This window comes from Halomonas colorata (assembly GCF_014897985.1).
GTDB lineage: Bacteria > Pseudomonadota > Gammaproteobacteria > Pseudomonadales > Halomonadaceae > Vreelandella > Vreelandella colorata.
Genome location: NZ_JABUZA010000002.1, coordinates 119,453 through 135,417, shown reverse-complemented (window position 1 = coordinate 135,417; position 15,965 = coordinate 119,453). Strand labels below are relative to the sequence as shown.

The 15,965-nt window shown below is 56.5% G+C and carries 15 protein-coding genes; 11 read left to right on the top strand and 4 right to left on the bottom strand.

All coding sequences use genetic code 11. The features are described 5' to 3' along the window. Nucleotides 1-34 precede the first annotated feature (34 nt). Nucleotides 35-703 (top strand): TetR/AcrR family transcriptional regulator, encoded by a 669-nt coding sequence (locus INT33_RS01815; protein ID WP_192537096.1) that lies wholly within the window; start codon nt 35-37, stop codon nt 701-703. Here the strand turns inward: INT33_RS01815 and asd are convergent. From asd to rsgA, 3 genes are read right to left on the bottom strand one after another with little or no spacing between them, the layout of a single operon-like run. Further along, complete coding sequence (gene asd / locus INT33_RS01810) at nt 695-1,561, bottom strand: archaetidylserine decarboxylase (RefSeq protein ID WP_192537097.1); 867 nt, start codon at nt 1,559-1,561, stop codon at nt 695-697. The two genes, INT33_RS01815 and asd, sit on opposite strands and share 9 nt — an antisense overlap. 51 nt (nt 1,562-1,612) lie before the next feature. Then, nucleotides 1,613-2,455 carry a sulfurtransferase gene (locus INT33_RS01805; protein ID WP_192537098.1) on the bottom strand — a complete coding sequence of 281 codons (843 nt, stop codon included), beginning with the start codon at nt 2,453-2,455 and terminating at the stop codon, nt 1,613-1,615. An 18-nt stretch (nt 2,456-2,473) separates the two neighbouring features. Then, complete coding sequence (gene rsgA, locus INT33_RS01800; protein ID WP_192537099.1) at nt 2,474-3,493, bottom strand: small ribosomal subunit biogenesis GTPase RsgA; 1,020 nt, start codon at nt 3,491-3,493, stop codon at nt 2,474-2,476. Nucleotides 3,494-3,580: 87 nt separating this feature from the next. Here rsgA and orn point away from each other — a divergent pair, with 87 nt between their 5' ends. Continuing rightward, on the top strand, nt 3,581-4,162 hold the full coding sequence (gene orn / locus INT33_RS01795) for an oligoribonuclease (RefSeq protein ID WP_192537101.1): 582 nt from the start codon (nt 3,581-3,583) through the stop codon (nt 4,160-4,162). A gap of 12 nt (nt 4,163-4,174) precedes the next feature. Here orn and queG read toward each other — a convergent pair whose 3' ends face one another. Then, the gene (gene queG / locus INT33_RS01790; RefSeq protein WP_225736056.1) at nt 4,175-5,308 is read right to left on the bottom strand and encodes a tRNA epoxyqueuosine(34) reductase QueG; all 1,134 of its coding nucleotides are present in this window, start codon (nt 5,306-5,308) and stop codon (nt 4,175-4,177) included. Between the two features lie 55 nt (nt 5,309-5,363). Here queG and INT33_RS01785 point away from each other — a divergent pair, with 55 nt between their 5' ends. From INT33_RS01785 to hflC, 9 genes are all read left to right on the top strand, one after another. After that, nucleotides 5,364-6,857: an NAD(P)H-hydrate dehydratase gene (locus INT33_RS01785; RefSeq protein WP_193090955.1), complete on the top strand. Its 1,494-nt coding sequence runs from the start codon at nt 5,364-5,366 to the stop codon at nt 6,855-6,857. Nucleotides 6,858-6,868: 11 nt separating this feature from the next. Continuing rightward, the gene (gene tsaE / locus INT33_RS01780) at nt 6,869-7,366 is read left to right on the top strand and encodes a tRNA (adenosine(37)-N6)-threonylcarbamoyltransferase complex ATPase subunit type 1 TsaE (RefSeq protein WP_192537103.1); all 498 of its coding nucleotides are present in this window, start codon (nt 6,869-6,871) and stop codon (nt 7,364-7,366) included. Nucleotides 7,367-7,386: 20 nt separating this feature from the next. Beyond that, nucleotides 7,387-8,835 (top strand): N-acetylmuramoyl-L-alanine amidase, encoded by a 1,449-nt coding sequence (locus tag INT33_RS01775; protein WP_225736064.1) that lies wholly within the window; start codon nt 7,387-7,389, stop codon nt 8,833-8,835. Nucleotides 8,836-8,843: 8 nt separating this feature from the next. After that, nucleotides 8,844-10,790 carry a DNA mismatch repair endonuclease MutL gene (gene mutL, locus INT33_RS01770; protein WP_192537106.1) on the top strand — a complete coding sequence of 649 codons (1,947 nt, stop codon included), beginning with the start codon at nt 8,844-8,846 and terminating at the stop codon, nt 10,788-10,790. Nucleotides 10,791-10,857: 67 nt separating this feature from the next. Beyond that, nucleotides 10,858-11,796, top strand: coding sequence for a tRNA (adenosine(37)-N6)-dimethylallyltransferase MiaA (gene miaA, locus INT33_RS01765; protein WP_192537108.1), 939 nt, complete (start codon nt 10,858-10,860; stop codon nt 11,794-11,796). 151 nt (nt 11,797-11,947) lie between these two features. Next, the gene (gene hfq / locus INT33_RS01760) at nt 11,948-12,196 is read left to right on the top strand and encodes an RNA chaperone Hfq (RefSeq protein ID WP_009099947.1); all 249 of its coding nucleotides are present in this window, start codon (nt 11,948-11,950) and stop codon (nt 12,194-12,196) included. Between the two features lie 37 nt (nt 12,197-12,233). Further along, entirely contained in the window at nt 12,234-13,544 is a 1,311-nt protein-coding gene (gene hflX, locus INT33_RS01755) for a ribosome rescue GTPase HflX (RefSeq protein WP_192537112.1), read from the top strand. Nucleotides 13,545-13,668: 124 nt separating this feature from the next. Then, nucleotides 13,669-14,949, top strand: coding sequence for an FtsH protease activity modulator HflK (hflK, locus tag INT33_RS01750; protein WP_192537113.1), 1,281 nt, complete (start codon nt 13,669-13,671; stop codon nt 14,947-14,949). After that, nucleotides 14,950-15,846 carry a protease modulator HflC gene (gene hflC / locus INT33_RS01745; protein ID WP_192537114.1) on the top strand — a complete coding sequence of 299 codons (897 nt, stop codon included), beginning with the start codon at nt 14,950-14,952 and terminating at the stop codon, nt 15,844-15,846. It begins immediately after the preceding gene. The last annotated feature ends 119 nt before the right edge of the window (nt 15,847-15,965 follow it).

Here is a 15,965-nt window from a genome sequence, read left to right as displayed (position 1 = left end):
TATATGTCAGTAAACGGTTTGAATAGGAGTAAGAATGTCTCGATTAGGGTCTTCTACTACCGCTGAACGGCCTGAGAATGAAGGCGCTACGTTGACTGCACGCGGGATAGCGCGGCGTGAGCGCCTGCTGGACGCAGCTCGGGATGTTTTTCTTGAGCAGGGCTATGCGGGCGCCAGCGTCAACGAGGTAGTGGCACGTGCCGGCGGGTCGCTTGCGACGTTATACAAGCAGTTCGGCAATAAAGAGGGGCTATTTACGGCGGCGATGGAGCGCCATATCGGCGCGGCATGGGCAGTACTCGAAGAAGGGCGGCGGGACCGTCAGGCCCCTGAGCAGGTGTTGTACGAATTAGGGCGGCGTATGTTGATGCTGATATTTAACCCGAGCGTGATACGGTTAGTGCGCGGACTGGCGTTCGAGGCTGAGCGGTCCCCTGAGCTTGGCGAGCTGTTTCTGACCCGGGGGCCTGATCAGACCCGCCAGGCGCTCGCCAACTATCTCAGTGATCAGGTTGTCAGCGGCCGTCTGGATATTGAAGACCCACGCGAGGCCGCCGGGATTTTCATGGGGATGCTGATAGGCGAATGGCATATCGATGCTTTGCTTGGCCGTGACCTGCAGCTTGACGAGGCGCAGTGCAACGCGCGGGCGAAACGCTGCTTGACGATCTTTCTTGCTGGGGTAGCGGCATCTTCAAACTAAGGCTTGGCGCTGTATCGGCTGGCTTGCAAAATCGCCTAGCGTTTGGCCCATACTCACCATGGTTTCCGGCGGATAATCGGCAAACGCGACCGGGTTGGCAAAGCACATCACCACGGTAGAGCCGAGTTTAAATAGCCCCATTTCCTCGCCGCGCTCAAGGGTGATCTTATTGTCAAAGCGCGTGCGTTGGGGCACGCCCGCCAGCGGCGTTACCTGCCCAGACCACACGGTTTCAATGGCGGCAACCACCATTGCGCCGACCAGCACCATGGCAAACGCGCCGTGCTCGGAATCAAAAATGCACACCAGGCGTTCATTGCGTGCAAACAGGTTCGGCACGTAGCTTGCGGTGGCTTTATTGACCGAGAAGATACGTCCAGGCACATAGATCATCTCGCGCAGCGTGCCGGTCATCGGCATATGTACGCGGTGATAATCACGTGGCGAAAGATAGACGGTCGCAAAACTCCCACCCATAAATTCCTCTGCCAGCGCCGCATCCCCACCCAGCAACGTTTGCGCTGAATAGGTATGACCCTTGGCTTGAACCAGCTGGCCCTCCTGCAGGCGGCCATGGCGCGAAAGCGAGCCGTCGGTCGGGCTTAGTAGACCTTCACCCAGCGGGCGGGCATCGATTTGTAAAACGCGGGTAAAGAACGCGTTAAAATTGGCATAGGCCGTCGGGTCCGGTTCAAGCGCTTGGCTCATGTCGACGTTAAATCGTTTGATAAACGCTTTAATCAGCGCGTTTTTCAGCCACGGCACCTCGCTTTGCGCAAATTTGCCGGTCAGGCGCGAGAGGGCGTGATGCGGAAGCGGGTACTGGAGTAACGAAAAAGCTTTTTGAGATAGCGTCACATTAATTACTTTTAGCAGTGGTTAAACGTAGGACCAGCACGGCCGGCCACGTTACTTTTCAATCGGCGTATCGTCGCGGTTACCCCATTCACCCCAAGAGCCCGCATAGCCGCGTATATTAAATCCTAGTGCTTTACCCACCAGCCAGGTAAAGCTGCTGCGGTGGTGGCTCTGGCAGTGGGTGGCCACTTCCATATCTGGCGTCAGGCCCATGGCGCCAAGCTCGGTGATAAGCTCGGCATAGTCGCGAATACGCAAAGCACGAGTGCGGTCCATGGCATTAAGCCAATCCATATTTACCGCGCCTGGAATATGACCAAGATGCTTATTATTGCCTTTCTCGCCGTCATATTCGCCTTTGGAGCGGGCATCCCAAATCGCAAACTGCTTGTCACCCAGCTTGGCTTTAATCTCATCACAGGTAATGAGCGCCTGCGGGTTTAAAACCTGCGCATGGTATTCACTAGGCGAAGGGAGTGTTTGCTCGGTGCTTTCGGGCATGCCTGCATCGCGCCAGGCGTGAATGCCGCCGTTTAAATAAGAGTAACGGGTGTGCCCAATCAACTCCAATGTCCATAAAAGGCGCGCAGCCCAGCCGCCGCCTTCATCATCATACGCCACGACATGGGTATCGCGCGTAAGGCCGAGTGCGCTGAACAGCTGGGATAAAAACTCGACGCTGGGAACGTCATTGGGCACTGGCCCTTCGCCACGCATCAAATAGCGGAAATCGAGATATACAGCCCCAGGTACATGCCCCTGGCGGTAGCTGTCCGGGTTGACCGGGACATCGATAATCAGCAGTTCAGGGCTGTCTAGATGGGACTTGAGCTGCTCGGGTTCAACAATGAGTGGCAGAAAATTTGATTCTGATGACGGGTGCTCGGTGCTCATGGACGGCTCCTATAAAATTCAGGCATCTAGGCTATCGAGAATGCGTCGATAGCTGGCAAAACGTTCTGGATGAATCTTGCCTGCCTCAACCGCTTCAAGTAAAGCGCAGCCGGGTTCCGCCCGGTGCCGGCAATCGCGGAAGCGGCAATGTCCAATAAAGGGATGAAACTCAATAAAGCCGTCGGTCACATCCTGCTCGGTCAAGTGGATCAAGCCGAACTCACGAATACCGGGGGAATCGATCAGCTCACCATCGGTGACCTCGTCACGGTTCATGGTGTAAAGCCGGGCTGTCGTTGTGGTGTGCGTGCCCTTACGCGAATCTTCGGAAAGCGCGCCGATACGCAGCGATTCATCGGGTAGCAGCAGATCGATCAAGGAGGATTTACCCACGCCGCTTTGGCCAACGAAAACCGATGTGCGGCCTTCAAGCTGTTGGCGTAAAGGTTCAAGCCCTGCTTCATTGGCCGTGGTGGTACGCACCACCGGATAGCCCAGGCTGTGATAGCGCTCAAGCAGTTTGCTTAACTCTCCGCCGTCTTCCGGAAGCAGATCGATTTTGTTAAGCACAAGCACAGGCGCGATATCGGTCGCTTCGGCGGCGACTAGATAGCGGTCGATGAGGTTAGGGTGCGGCGCAGGCTCCACGGCGAAGACAATCAGTATCTGATCAATATTTGCGGCAACCGGCTTTAAAAGCCCGCGGGCGTCAGGGCGTTTAAGGACGCTGTCACGCTCTTCGCGTGCTACTACAACGCCTGAACCGTCTTGGCCTGCGCGCCAGATCACTCGGTCGCCGGTTACCAGGCCTTCCAGATTAGCGCGTAGGTGGCAGCGTACGGGGGTGCCATCGGCGTTGCGTACTTCCAGCGTGCGTCCAAAATGGGCCATTACGCGGCCTGGTTGTTCGGCGCCGTATTCTCCGGCGGCGAGTTTATCCGTATCCTGCACTTCACGCTTTTCAGCGCGTTGGGCACGTTCGGCCTGGATCTTGTCGACCCGCCATTGCTGTTGACGGCTTAATTTACGTTTGCTCATGACCACCCGATGCTCGGTACAATAGACTTATTGTACCTGTTAACTGACGCCGGGTAACTCGACCCGTCGGCTATCTTGGAGAAAAGCATGAACGACACTACCGCACCGCGCAGCGATCTGCTGGTATGGATTGACCTTGAGATGACCGGCCTGGATCCGAATAAAGAGCGCATTATTGAGGTCGCCACGTTAATTACCGATGCAGATTTAAACGTCGTGGCCGAAGGCCCGGTCATTGCGGTGAAGCAGTCGGACAGCCTGCTCGCCAGTATGGATGACTGGAACCAGAAAACCCATGGGGAATCGGGGCTGGTCGCGCGTATCAAGGCAAGTAACGTCGATACGGCCAGTGCGGAGCAGCAAACGCTGGAATTTTTACGCCAATACGTAACGCCCGGTAGCTCACCGATGTGCGGCAACAGTATTCATCAGGACAGACGCTTTCTAGAGCGCGAAATGCCCGCACTGTGGAGTTTCTTCCACTACCGCAACCTGGATGTTTCAAGCGTTAAGGAGCTCGCCAAGCGTTGGAACCCAGGTGCGCTTGCTGGTTTTAGCAAGCGCAACGTTCACCTGGCGATGGATGATATTAAAGAGTCGATTGCCGAGCTTGCCCACTACCGCAATACCTTCTTGCGCGTAGCCGGCGAGCATGACGAAGAAGAGTAAGCCTCGGCAGCGTTAAGGCGCGCTAGTGGCAATAACTGCTTCACGCTTGAGGCGCTGCTCGTCAAGCGCCCAGGCGACATGCTCACGTACCAGGGCGCTGGGGTAAGCCCGGCGTGCCCAAAGTGCGGCCTCAACGGCTTCGTTCCAGGGGGCATTGCCAAGGCCAATGGCGATATTACGCAGCCAGCGCTCATAGCCGATACGCCGAATGGGACTGCCAGCGGTTTTATCCAGAAACTCCTCTTCGCCCCAGGCAAATAGGTTGAGCAGTGACGCGCGGTCGAGATCGTGGCGGGGTGCAAAGTCCTGCTCGTTGCTTATCCGCGTGAAGCGTGTAAAAGGACAAACTAGCTGGCAGTCGTCGCAGCCATACACTCGGTTACCCATGGCGCGGCGAAACTCCACCGGAATCGCGCCGTGCAGCTCAATGGTCAAATAAGAGATGCACTTGCGCGAATCAATCACCTTGTCATCGACAATCGCACCGGTCGGGCACGCCGTCTGGCAGGCGTCGCAGCTGCCGCAGTGCTCCCGTTCATAGGGCGGGTCAACGGGCAGGGGCAGGTCGGTATAAAGCTCGCCCAGAAAAAACAGCGAACCCGCTTTGGGGTTTAAGAGCATGGCGTTTTTGCCAAACCAGCCCAGGCCCGCTTTTTGTGCCAGGGCACGCTCCATCACCGGGGCGGAATCCACAAACGCGCGGTAGCCGAAGGGACCTACTTCCTGCTCGATTTTTTTACCCAGCTGGGCCAGGCGCTTGCGTATCAGCTTATGATAATCGCGGCCCAGTGCGTAGCGTGATACATAGGCTTTGCTGGGCTGGCCAAGCAGCCGGGTGGTTTCGACTTCCGGGGGCAAATAGTCCATGCGGACACTGATCACCCGCCGTGTACCCGGTTCAAGTTCAGCCGGGCGAGTACGTTTGGTGCCGTGCTTATCCATAAAGCCCATTTCACCGTGGTAACCTTTGTCCAGCCACGCGTTGAGATGCTGCTCGTGGGCATCGAGCTGCGTATCGGTAATACCTACTTGCTGAAAGCCAAGTTCGCGGCCCCAGGTTTTGATGAGGTCGGCAAGGCGTGCCAGCTCATGATGAGAAAGTGCAGAAGCAGTGGAAGAGGGCATCATCAGTCTACGGTCGAGCATTAGTCGCGCTATGCTAACGCATTGACCGCCATCACAACATGCGAAAGGAGAGATTGTGCTTACCTTGAGTGCTTCCACACTACGCCCATTATTTACCGCAGAGCAAGTCCGTGAACTGGACCGTCGCACCATTGCCGGGGGCATCGAAGGCTTCGCCCTCATGCAGCGAGCTGCATCGAGTGCCTGGCATAGTTTTCGGGCGCGCTGGCCCCAGGTGCGTAGTTTAACGGTGCTGTGTGGCGGCGGTAATAATGGCGGGGATGGTCACGTGCTGGCGGCGTTGGCCATTCAGTCTGGCCTTAAAGTCCAGCGTATTACGCTTAAGCCGCTGGATGCATTGGCGGGCGATGCTGCTCGGGCAGCGGAACTTGCCACCTCAGCTGGCGTCGGCTGTGAAGAGTGGCAGGCAGAGTGTGTTTTTACCGGCGAGGTGATTATCGATGCCCTGTTAGGTATCGGTGTAAACGGAGAAATCACGGGACCAGCCAGGCAGGCGATTAAAGCGATTAATGCGGCCAAGCGTCCCGTAATGGCGATTGATATTCCTTCTGGGCTTGCGGCCGATACCGGGGCAGTGCTGGGCGAAGCTGTCCAGGCCAGCTGCACGGTAACGTTTATCGGCGACAAGATGGGCCTGCATACTGGAGAAGCTCCCGCCCACACGGGGGAAATCGATTTTCGCCCTTTAGGCGTTAAGGCGCAGGCATTTGTTGATATTCCGCCCTTTGCGTGGCGGTTGGATGAAACGTGGCTCAATGAGACCTTTGTGCCGCGCTCGCGTACCAGCCATAAAGGCGATATGGGCCATGTGCTGGTGTTAGGCGGTGCCCCCGGTTTTGGTGGCGCGGCGTTATTAGCCTCTCGGGCGGCGGCGCGGCTGGGGGCTGGCAAAGTGAGCCTGGCAACGGCGCCGGAGCACATCACGGCCAGTTTAATCAACTGTCCCGAAGTCATGGCACATGGCGTGCGCGGTGGTGCCGACTTGGATGAACTGCCTCAGAAAGCTGACGTGATGGTGGTGGGGCCAGGTACAGGCCAGGCTGCCTGGGGGCAAGCGGTGCTTCAGTATGCGTTGGCCTCTGAGGCGCCACTAGTGATTGATGCCGATGGGCTGAACTTACTCTCAAGCCACTGGCCGGAGGAGCGCCGCGACAACTGGATATTGACGCCGCACCCCGGTGAGGCCGCACGCCTGCTGGGCTGTTCCACGGCGGATGTTCAGGCGGATCGGCCTGCCGCAGTGCGCGCATTGCAGAAAGCCCGCGGTGGGGTGGTGATTTTAAAAGGCTCGGGTAGCTTGATTGCCAGTCCTTATGGGCTGGCAGTATGTCCATACGGAAACCCAGGCATGGCCAGTGGTGGTATGGGCGATGTGCTTAGCGGCATGCTGGGCGCGTTGGTGGCGCAACGTGGGGATGTCGAACAGTGCGCCTGGCTTGGCACGCTGGTGCATGCCCTTGCTGCAGATCGTGCCGCTAAGGTGTCAGGAGAACGTGGCTTGCTGGCAAGCGATCTGGCATTCTATGCGCGAGAATTGATCAACCCGTAAAGGCAGCCCGCATGCAGGTGCAATTGGATAACGAAGAGGCACAAGTCGCCTTTGGTGAGGCGCTGGGACGCGCCTTGCAGGGGCGTGGGCGTATTTATCTGGAAGGTGACTTAGGTGCCGGTAAAACGACGTTAACGCGTGGCATATTACGTGCCTACGGCCATCTTGGTGCGGTAAAAAGCCCGACCTATACGCTGGTCGAACCTTATGAGTTGGATGCACAGCGTATTTATCATCTGGACCTCTATCGTGTGGCAGACCCTGAAGAGCTTGAGTTTATAGGCGGTCGCGATGTGCTTTCAGACGAGGCCATCTGCATCATTGAATGGCCAAGCCGAGGTGAAGGCTGGCTGCCCGCGCCTGATATTCGCTTGTCGCTTGCGGTAGCTGATCTGGGGCGTCAGGTTACGTTAACTCCCTACAATGAACATGGCGAACGCGTCCTTAACAGGCTGCAGTCCACTATGTTGTTCAAGCAGTCAGAAGACGGTACCCCTTCATGGTCATAAGCAGTAAAAAAACCGGCTTTATGCGCTTTATAACGCCAGGGCTGATTGCGCTGATGGCAGGGATCTCTTCGGTGCAGGCCGCCAACGTTGAAAGTATGCGTTTATGGGCCGCCCCTGACCATGCACGACTTGTATTTGATCTTTCCGGGCTAACGAGTGCTAACGTTTTCGCACTTGATAATCCCGAGCGCTTGGTGATTGATCTGGACGAGAGTGTTCTGAATACCGATGCCTCTACGCTTCCATTAGAGGGCAGCGCTATTGACGCTGTGCGCACCGGCACGCGCGACGGGGGCGGTTTGCGCGTAGTGCTTGAGCTCAATCGCGAGGTTGAACCGCGTCATTTCGTGCTGCCCCCCAATGATCAATACGGCCACCGCCTGGTGGTTGATCTTGAGTACCCAGGTGAAAGCGCGGTTGAAAACCCCATCGACCCGATCGAGGCGATGATTCGCGACCAGGAAATGCTTGCCCAGCAGAGCAATGCCCAGGCGCAAGCGCAAGTGCCGGGCAGCCAGGTGGTGCCCGAGGCACCGGCTGCACCTGTTGAGGTTCAGCCGGCGCAGCCCCATCCCCAGCGCGATATTATTATTGCGGTTGATGCGGGGCACGGTGGTGAAGACCCGGGCGCTATTGGCCCCGCAGGTACGCGTGAAAAAGACGTGGTGTTGAATATCGCACGACGCCTAGCTTCGGATATCAACAACACGCCGGGCTTCAAGGCGGTGCTGACGCGGGACAGCGATTACTATATAGGGCTACGCCAGCGCACCCAGCTGGCGCGTGAGCAAAAAGCGGACTTTTTTGTTTCTGTGCATGCGGATGCCTTTAACAGCCCGCGTCCTGAAGGCAGCTCGGTTTATGCGCTTTCACAGCGTGGTGCTACCTCGGAAACCGCGCAGTGGCTGGCCGATAGTGAAAACCGCGCGGATTTGATTGGCGGGGTGGATGGCAGCCTTTCATTGCGTGATAAAGACCAGGTGCTGCGAGGCGTTTTGCTCGATCTGACCATGACGGCTACGTTAAACGATTCGCTCTCTATCGGTGGGCAGGTGCTCGAACAGCTGGGGCGGATTAACCGCTTGCACAAATCACGTGTCGAGCAGGCAGGCTTTATGGTTCTGAAGTCACCTGATATTCCTTCGCTTTTGATTGAGGTCGGATTTATTTCCAACCCCGCCGAAGAGCGTCGACTGCGTGATCCTGTTCACCAGCAGGGGCTTGCAACGGCTATTTTTAGTGGTCTACGCGCGCACTTTGAGCGTAACCCACCGCCGACGAGTCTATTGGCATGGCAGCGCGACAACCAGCGCCGGCCCACGGGCAATGAATATCGGATTCAGTCCGGCGATACGCTCTCCTCGATTGCCGTACGCCATGGCGTGCCGGTGAATCAGCTTCGCCAGGCCAACGATTTAAGTGGTGATGTTATCCGTGTGGGCCAAGTCTTACGTATTCCCAACTCTTGAGGTATCTGGTGTCTGAGTCGATCTCTCTATCGCCGCGTATTCAAGTCCTAGACCCTCGCCTGGCTAACCAGATTGCTGCGGGGGAAGTGGTTGAACGCCCGTCGTCGGTAACCAAAGAGCTGATTGAGAATGCCATCGATGCGGGTGGTCAGCGCATCGAGGTGGAAATCGAGCAGGGCGGGGTACGGCTCATAAAAGTGCGCGATGACGGTATCGGCATTGGTGAAGACGACCTTCCGCTGGCGCTGGCGCGGCATGCCACCAGCAAAATCGGTAGCTTGGAAGACCTGGAGGGCGTCAGCTCACTGGGCTTTCGCGGGGAGGCGCTGGCCTCAATAAGCTCTGTGTCACGGCTTGAGCTTATCTCTAACGCCGAAGACGATCCGCGCAGCGGCTGGCGAGTGGTGGCGGAAGGACGCGGTATGGAGGCGCGGGTAACGCCGGCGCCGCATCCGCGTGGGACAAGTGTTGCAGTACGCGACCTGTTCTTTAATACCCCCGCGCGGCGCAAGTTTCTGCGTACCGAAAAAACCGAATTTGCTCATGTGGAAGAGGCATTTCGGCGTCAGGCGCTTTCGCGTTACGACATTGCCTGGGTATTGCGACATAACCAGAAAGTCGTGCACCAGTTGCCTCCTGGCCACTCAGCGGCAGCACAGGAACGTCGCATCGCCTCGCTGCTGGGTAAAAACTTTATCGAGCACGCGCGCTATATCGAGCGTGAGGCAGGCGGCCTGCGCCTGAGCGGTTGGGTGGGCTTGCCTACGCATTCGCGCTCCCAGGCAGACCAGCAGTACTTTTTCGTTAATGGGCGTGTCGTGCGTGATCGCCTGGTGGCCCATGCGGTGCGTCAGGCTTACCGCGACGTGCTGTATAACGGCCGTCATCCGGTGTTTGTGCTGTATTTGACCCTGGATCCCGATGTAGTGGACGTCAACGTTCACCCTACCAAGCATGAAGTACGCTTTCGCGATGGGCGTATGGTGCATGATTTTCTCTACTCCAGCCTGCACCACTGTTTGGCGACATCCAGGCCGACGCAAGAGGGTGAAGATGAATCCATTGACGCAGCGGGTTCGTCAGCGGAACAAGACAGCGGTGAGGTAGCCGAGCCTGGCACCGAGCCTGATCAAGCCCAAGCCACGCCTGCGTGGCAGCAGCAGGGAATGGCGCTTTCGCAAACGCCAGATCGACACCCCGGGGCTGAAAAAGTGCGCCGCTTTATGCAGGGCTATCAGGCGCTGCATCCCGGGCATGAAGAAACACTGCTAACCCCGCAAACGCCGGGTGCCTGGGCCGCTGAGGCTCAGCCTGTCCGCGAGGTTCGGGAAGCCCCCATTGCGATGCCTGAAAGCGACCCTACCAGCGCACCGCCGTTAGGCTTTGCGTTGGGGCAGCTGCATGGTATCTATATTTTGGCGCAAAATGCCCAAGGGCTAGTGCTGGTGGACATGCATGCCGCGCATGAGCGGATTGTGTATGAGCGCATGAAAAACCAGCTTGCAGCGGCCGAGGGGATTGATACCCAGCCGCTGCTGGTGCCTGTTTCTCTGGCTGCCAGCCGTGCGGAGGTAGCCACGGCTGAAAGCGAGCAGGAGGCCATTTCTCGGTTAGGAATTGAGCTGGATATTGCCGGACCAGAAACGCTTTTAGTGCGCCAGTTGCCGGCACTATTGGCCCAGGCAGACCCTGAGGCGCTGGTGCGTGAAATGCTTGAAGAGCTAGCCCGCTTCGGGCGCACTCGCCAGGTCGAGGCGCGTATTCATGAATTGCTTTCTACCATGGCCTGCCATGGCAGCGTGCGTGCCAACCGGCGGTTAACCATTGAGGAAATGAATGCACTGCTGCGCGACATGGAGCGCACCGAGCGTAGCGATCAGTGCAATCATGGCCGGCCTACCTGGACGCAAATGGGTTTAAAAGCGCTTGATCGATTATTTTTGCGCGGTCAGTAGTCACACGGCCAGTCATCGGTAGACTGGCCCCTTCCTGTTATTTCTTTTTGGCGGAGTTTGCCACCAAATGGCTGATACACGCCCCTGGGCGATTTTTTTAATGGGGCCCACGGCGGCCGGAAAAACCGATACCGCAATAGCGCTTCACGAACGGCTTGGGCATGAGCTGATTAGCGTCGATTCGGCGATGGTTTACCGCGGCATGGATATTGGCAGCGCAAAGCCCAGTGCTACGGAACTTGCCCGCGCGCCGCATCGGTTGATTGACCTTCGTGACCCCACGGAGCCTTATTCGGCGGCTGATTTTCGACAAGACGCGCTTAACGAGATGCGACAAATTAGCGCAGCGGGAAAGGTTCCGCTACTGGTTGGCGGCACCATGCTGTATTACAAACACTTGGTAGAAGGCGTGGCGAATATGCCCGCGGCTGATCCGGTGATTCGTGAACGGTTAGCCGCGCAGCGGCAGGCTGAGGGCTTGGAGGCGTTGCATCAAACGTTGATGAATGTGGACCCGGTATCCGCACAGCGGATTCATCCCAACGACCCGCAGCGCCTGATGCGTGCACTGGAAGTCTATTATGCCAGTGGCCGGCCGATGAGCGAGTTATGGAAAGAGCAGCAGCCAGAAACCTTTCCCTGGCGGGTGTTGTCGATAGCTCTGTCGCCCAGCGACAGAAGCGTTTTACATGCGCGTATTGAAAAACGTTTTACCGCTATGCTGTCAGAAGGCTTGATAGATGAGGTTGCCGCCCTCAAAAAGCGTAATGATCTGCATATCGATCTTCCGGCTATGAAAAGTGTCGGCTATCGTCAGGTGTGGGAATATCTGGATGGGGAGTACGATTATGCGACGTTGAAAGAGCGTGGCGTGATTGCTACTCGCCAGTTGGCTAAGCGTCAGCTAACGTGGTTAAGAAGCTGGTCGAATCTTGCCTGGATTGATTCACAGCAGGCGGGCGTAGTGGATAAGACGCTGAAATTCGTGCGTGAAAGCGGTGCTTAGCGTAAGATAGTGATTTCGTAAGTATGTGTTTTCAAGTGGCTGGATGGCGCTTTGACAACACAGGCCTTTCGGGCAAAAAAAGATTGCGGCGTAGCACCAGTAGGGCGCGCCATTAATAACCAACCCCAACGACAGTTTTAGGGAGAGCAACATGTCCAAAGGGCAGTCCCTTCAAGACCCGTACTTGAATATTCTGCGCAAAGAGCGCATTCCGGTCTCTATCTTTTTGGTGAACGGCATTAAGCTGCAAGGCCAAATCGAATCGTTTGACCAGTTTGTCATCCTGCTGCGTAATACGGTTAGTCAGATGGTTTATAAGCATGCTATTTCCACGGTGGTGCCCTCGCGCAATGTGCGTTTGCCGGCACAGGATCCAGCCGCACCCGATGCGGATATTTAACACCGCTGGATGAGCCATAGAGTCCACGAGGTATTGATTGTTTTTTGAACGCCCTGAAGCCGGTGAGACGGCAGTTCTTGTTCATGTAGACTTCCATGATGAGCAAGCACGTGAAGATCCGGGTGAGTTCTTGGAGCTCGTGCGCTCTGCAGGTGCAGAGCCCGCGACGCTGCTCACCGCCAGTCGTCAGCGTCCTGATTCTCGAACCTTTATTGGCTCGGGCAAGCTGGAAGAGCTGCGAGCGTTGCTCGCGGCTCACCAGGCGGAACTCGTGATCTTCAATCATAGTTTAAGTCCTTCCCAGCAGCGCAACCTTGAGAAAGAACTCAAGTGTCGTGTTCTCGACCGTACCGGTTTGATTCTCGATATTTTTGCGCAGCGGGCACGAACTCATGAAGGTAAGCTGCAGGTCGAGCTTGCTCAGTTAGAATATATGTCCACGCGCCTTGTGCGCGGGTGGACGCACCTTGAGCGCCAGAAAGGCGGTATTGGCCTGCGCGGCCCCGGTGAAACCCAGCTGGAAACTGACCGACGCCTGTTAAGAGGGCGCATCAAGTCGATCAATAAGCGCCTGGATAAGGTGCGTAGCCAGCGCGAGCAAAATCGCCGCGCCCGTGCGCGCGCTGAAATTCATAGCGTATCGCTGGTAGGCTATACCAACGCAGGTAAATCAACGCTGTTTAATGCGTTAACCAATGCCGAGGTGTACGCCGCCGACCAGCTGTTTGCAACGCTAGACCCAACGTTAAGACGCCTTGAGATCGAAGACGTGGGCCCCGTGGTAATGGCAGATACGGTTGGGTTTATCCGGCATTTGCCCCACAAGCTTGTCGAGGCGTTCCAGGCAACGCTTCAGGAGGCGGCTGAGGCCACGCTGCTGGTACATGTTATTGATGCTGCCGATCCTGATCGCGAGCTAAACGTTGAGCAGGTAGAGCGGGTGTTGAAAGAGATCGGCGCCGATAACGTGCCGGTTCTTCAGGTAATGAATAAGATCGATAAGCTTGATAGCGCACCGCGTATTGAGCGTGACGGCCATGGCGTGCCTGAAGTAGTTTGGCTATCAGCCCAGCAAGGGCAGGGGCTTGAATTACTTCATGAGGCGCTTAGCGAGCGTCTGGCGAATGACGTTATCGGTTTTTCACTGACGCTGACGCCGGAACAGGGCAAACTGCGGGCAGGGCTTCACGAATTGAATGCCGTGCGTGAAGAAGCGTTTGATGAGCAGGGGCGTTCGGTGCTGGATGTTCGACTGCCACGCCGCGACTTCAATCAGTTAATGGCCCAGCTCGGTGAGCGTGCCAATACGTATTTGCCCGAAGCGCTGCGCGAAGCTGATGAGTGGTAAGTGGTTAGCTACCGATTATGTAAAAATTGTAATAACAGCTTGATATAGCAATAATTTCAATAAAGCGCATCGGTTTGCCCGCTGGCATGCGGTGTGCAGGTGAGCACCTTAGTGGAGACGAAGTATGGCCTGGAATGAGCCTGGTGGTGGCAACCAGCACGACCCATGGAGTGGTGGTGGCCGACGCGGTGATAAGGATGGTGGTAACCGTGGCGGCAACGATGGGGGCAATCGTGGGGGGAATAATGGGGGCAACAATCAAGGGCCACCCGACCTTGATGAAGCACTTAAAAAGTTTCAAGACAAGCTGAACGGCATGCTCGGCGGTGGCGGCAAAAAAAAGGGCGGCGGTAATAAGCGAGATGGCGGTGGGGGTAAACCACGCAACTCACTCGCATTGCCAGGCCTTTTGGTTGTCGTGGCACTAGCGATATGGGCGGCATCCGGCTTCTATCTTGTCGATCAGTCCGAGCGTGGCGTAGTGCTACGTTTTGGCGAGTATCAGGGCGTTGTTCAGCCTGGCCTGCAGTGGAATCCGCCGCTGATTGACGATGTACGCATGGTTAACGTCACGCGAGTGCGTTCCGTGTCACAAACGCAGTCGATGCTGACGCGCGATGAAAACATCGTGGAAGTGGAAATTTCTGCGCAGTATCAGGTACAGGATCCACGCGACTTCGTACTCAACGTGCGTGATCCTGCGCTGTCTATCGAAAACGCACTCGATTCCGCGCTGCGCCACGTCGTAGGCGGTACGGATATGATTGATATCCTGACTTCTGGGCGTGAAATTCTGGGCAGCTCGGTGGCGAGTCGTCTGCAGTCTTACCTGGACGCTTATGGCGCCGGTGTTCGTTTGCAGACGATCAACATTGAGTCTACGTCTGCGCCAGCGCCCGTTATTGATGCCTTTGACGACGTTATTCGGGCACGTGAAGACCGTCAGCGTACCATCAATGAAGGTATGGCCTACGCCAACGCAATCATTCCGGCCGCACAAGGCCAAGCCCAGCGTGTTGTTGAGCAGGGTCAGGGGTATCGCGAGTCGGTGGTTGCCGAGGCCCAAGGTCAGGCCAACCGCTTTAATGCACTGCTGACCGAGTACCGCAACGCGCCTGAAGTCATGCGTGAGCGCATGTACCTGGACACTATCGAGGCAGTGTTTGGCCAGACGCCTAAAGTTCTAATGGATGTCAGCGAAAACGCCCCGCTTATGTATCTACCGCTTGATCAGATGCGCGGTAGTAGCGAACGCAGTGGTTCATCATCTAGCGGTAGCAATAACAGCAGTAACACGGGTGGCGAAGAGCTGGATCCGCGCGTAATTGAAAGCCTGCGTGGCAGCCAAGGTAGCAGCAGTTCTTCGTCTTCAGGTAGTAGCTCCATCCGCAGGGAGGGCCGGTAAATGATTAATAATCGATCCCTGCTGATCGTAGGCGGTTTGGCAGTTGTGGCGTGGTTGGCAAGCAATAGTCTGTATGTTGTTGATGAAACTCAGCGCGCCGTCAAGCTGCGCTTTGGTGAAGTCATCGAAGAAAACATTCAGGCGGGTTTGCACGTTAAAATCCCTGTTGCCCAAACGGTGCGTAAATTTGATACCCGTTTGCTTACGCTGGATACCGACACAAGCCGCTACCTGACGCTTGAGCAGAAAGCGGTAATTGTTGATTCCTACGTCAAGTGGCAGGTTATCAACCCGACTCGCTATTATGAGGCAACGGCAGGCGATGAAATGATGGCGATTCGCCTCATTCAGCCGCGTGTTGATGAAAGTCTGCGTAACGAGTTTGGCCGGCTAAACCTGCAGGAAATTATCGCTGAGCGCCGCGACGACCTTATGATCGGTCCCACGGAAGAGCTTGATAACTTGATGCGTGAAGAGCTGGGTGTGGCGATACGCGATATCCGAATCAAACGTATCGATCTGCCGGAAGATGTCTCGGCCGCCGTATTTGAGCGTATGCGCTCAGAGCGTGAGCGTGAAGCCCGCGAATGGCGTGCCCAGGGTCAGGAAGAAGCCGAGCGTATTCGTGCTAACGCCGACCGTCGTCGTCAGGTACTTATCGCCCAGGCCAATGAGCGTGCGGAAACCTTGCGCGGTGAGGGTGATGCTGAAGCGGCCGGCATATTCTCTGACGCGTATGGCCAGGATCAGGAGTTTTTCGCTTTCTGGCGTAGCCTGAATGCCTACCGTGAAAGCTTCGCAGGCGATGATAATCTCATGGTGCTTGAGCCGAGCAGCGACTTTTTCCGCTACTTGCGCAGCGCCAACCCTGGCGCAGAAGCGGGTGAGGCAGAGTAAGCCTGTGTGGGGATGAAGTTTGCCAGGCAGCATGATGCTTGGCGGGGTTCATCCCTGCGATAAACGTGGTAGACTTAATTGAACCGGGCGTCGCCCGGTTTTTTTGTGGCCCTCATTTA

Excerpts from the sequence above, each read along its gene's own strand:
- INT33_RS01775 (WP_225736064.1), top strand. The coding sequence starts at position 7,387 with ATGCGCTTTATAACGCCAGGGCTGATTGCGCTGATGGCAGGGATCTCT.
- rsgA (WP_192537099.1), bottom strand. The coding sequence starts at position 3,493 with ATGAGCAAACGTAAATTAAGCCGTCAACAGCAATGGCGGGTCGACAAG.
- queG (WP_225736056.1), bottom strand. The coding sequence starts at position 5,308 with ATGCTCGACCGTAGACTGATGATGCCCTCTTCCACTGCTTCTGCACTT.
- INT33_RS01805 (WP_192537098.1), bottom strand. The coding sequence starts at position 2,455 with ATGAGCACCGAGCACCCGTCATCAGAATCAAATTTTCTGCCACTCATT.
- tsaE (WP_192537103.1), top strand. The coding sequence starts at position 6,869 with ATGCAGGTGCAATTGGATAACGAAGAGGCACAAGTCGCCTTTGGTGAG.
- hflK (WP_192537113.1), top strand. The coding sequence starts at position 13,669 with ATGGCCTGGAATGAGCCTGGTGGTGGCAACCAGCACGACCCATGGAGT.
- hfq (WP_009099947.1), top strand. The coding sequence starts at position 11,948 with ATGTCCAAAGGGCAGTCCCTTCAAGACCCGTACTTGAATATTCTGCGC.
- INT33_RS01815 (WP_192537096.1), top strand. The coding sequence starts at position 35 with ATGTCTCGATTAGGGTCTTCTACTACCGCTGAACGGCCTGAGAATGAA.
- hflC (WP_192537114.1), top strand. The coding sequence starts at position 14,950 with ATGATTAATAATCGATCCCTGCTGATCGTAGGCGGTTTGGCAGTTGTG.
- orn (WP_192537101.1), top strand. The coding sequence starts at position 3,581 with ATGAACGACACTACCGCACCGCGCAGCGATCTGCTGGTATGGATTGAC.
- miaA (WP_192537108.1), top strand. The coding sequence starts at position 10,858 with ATGGCTGATACACGCCCCTGGGCGATTTTTTTAATGGGGCCCACGGCG.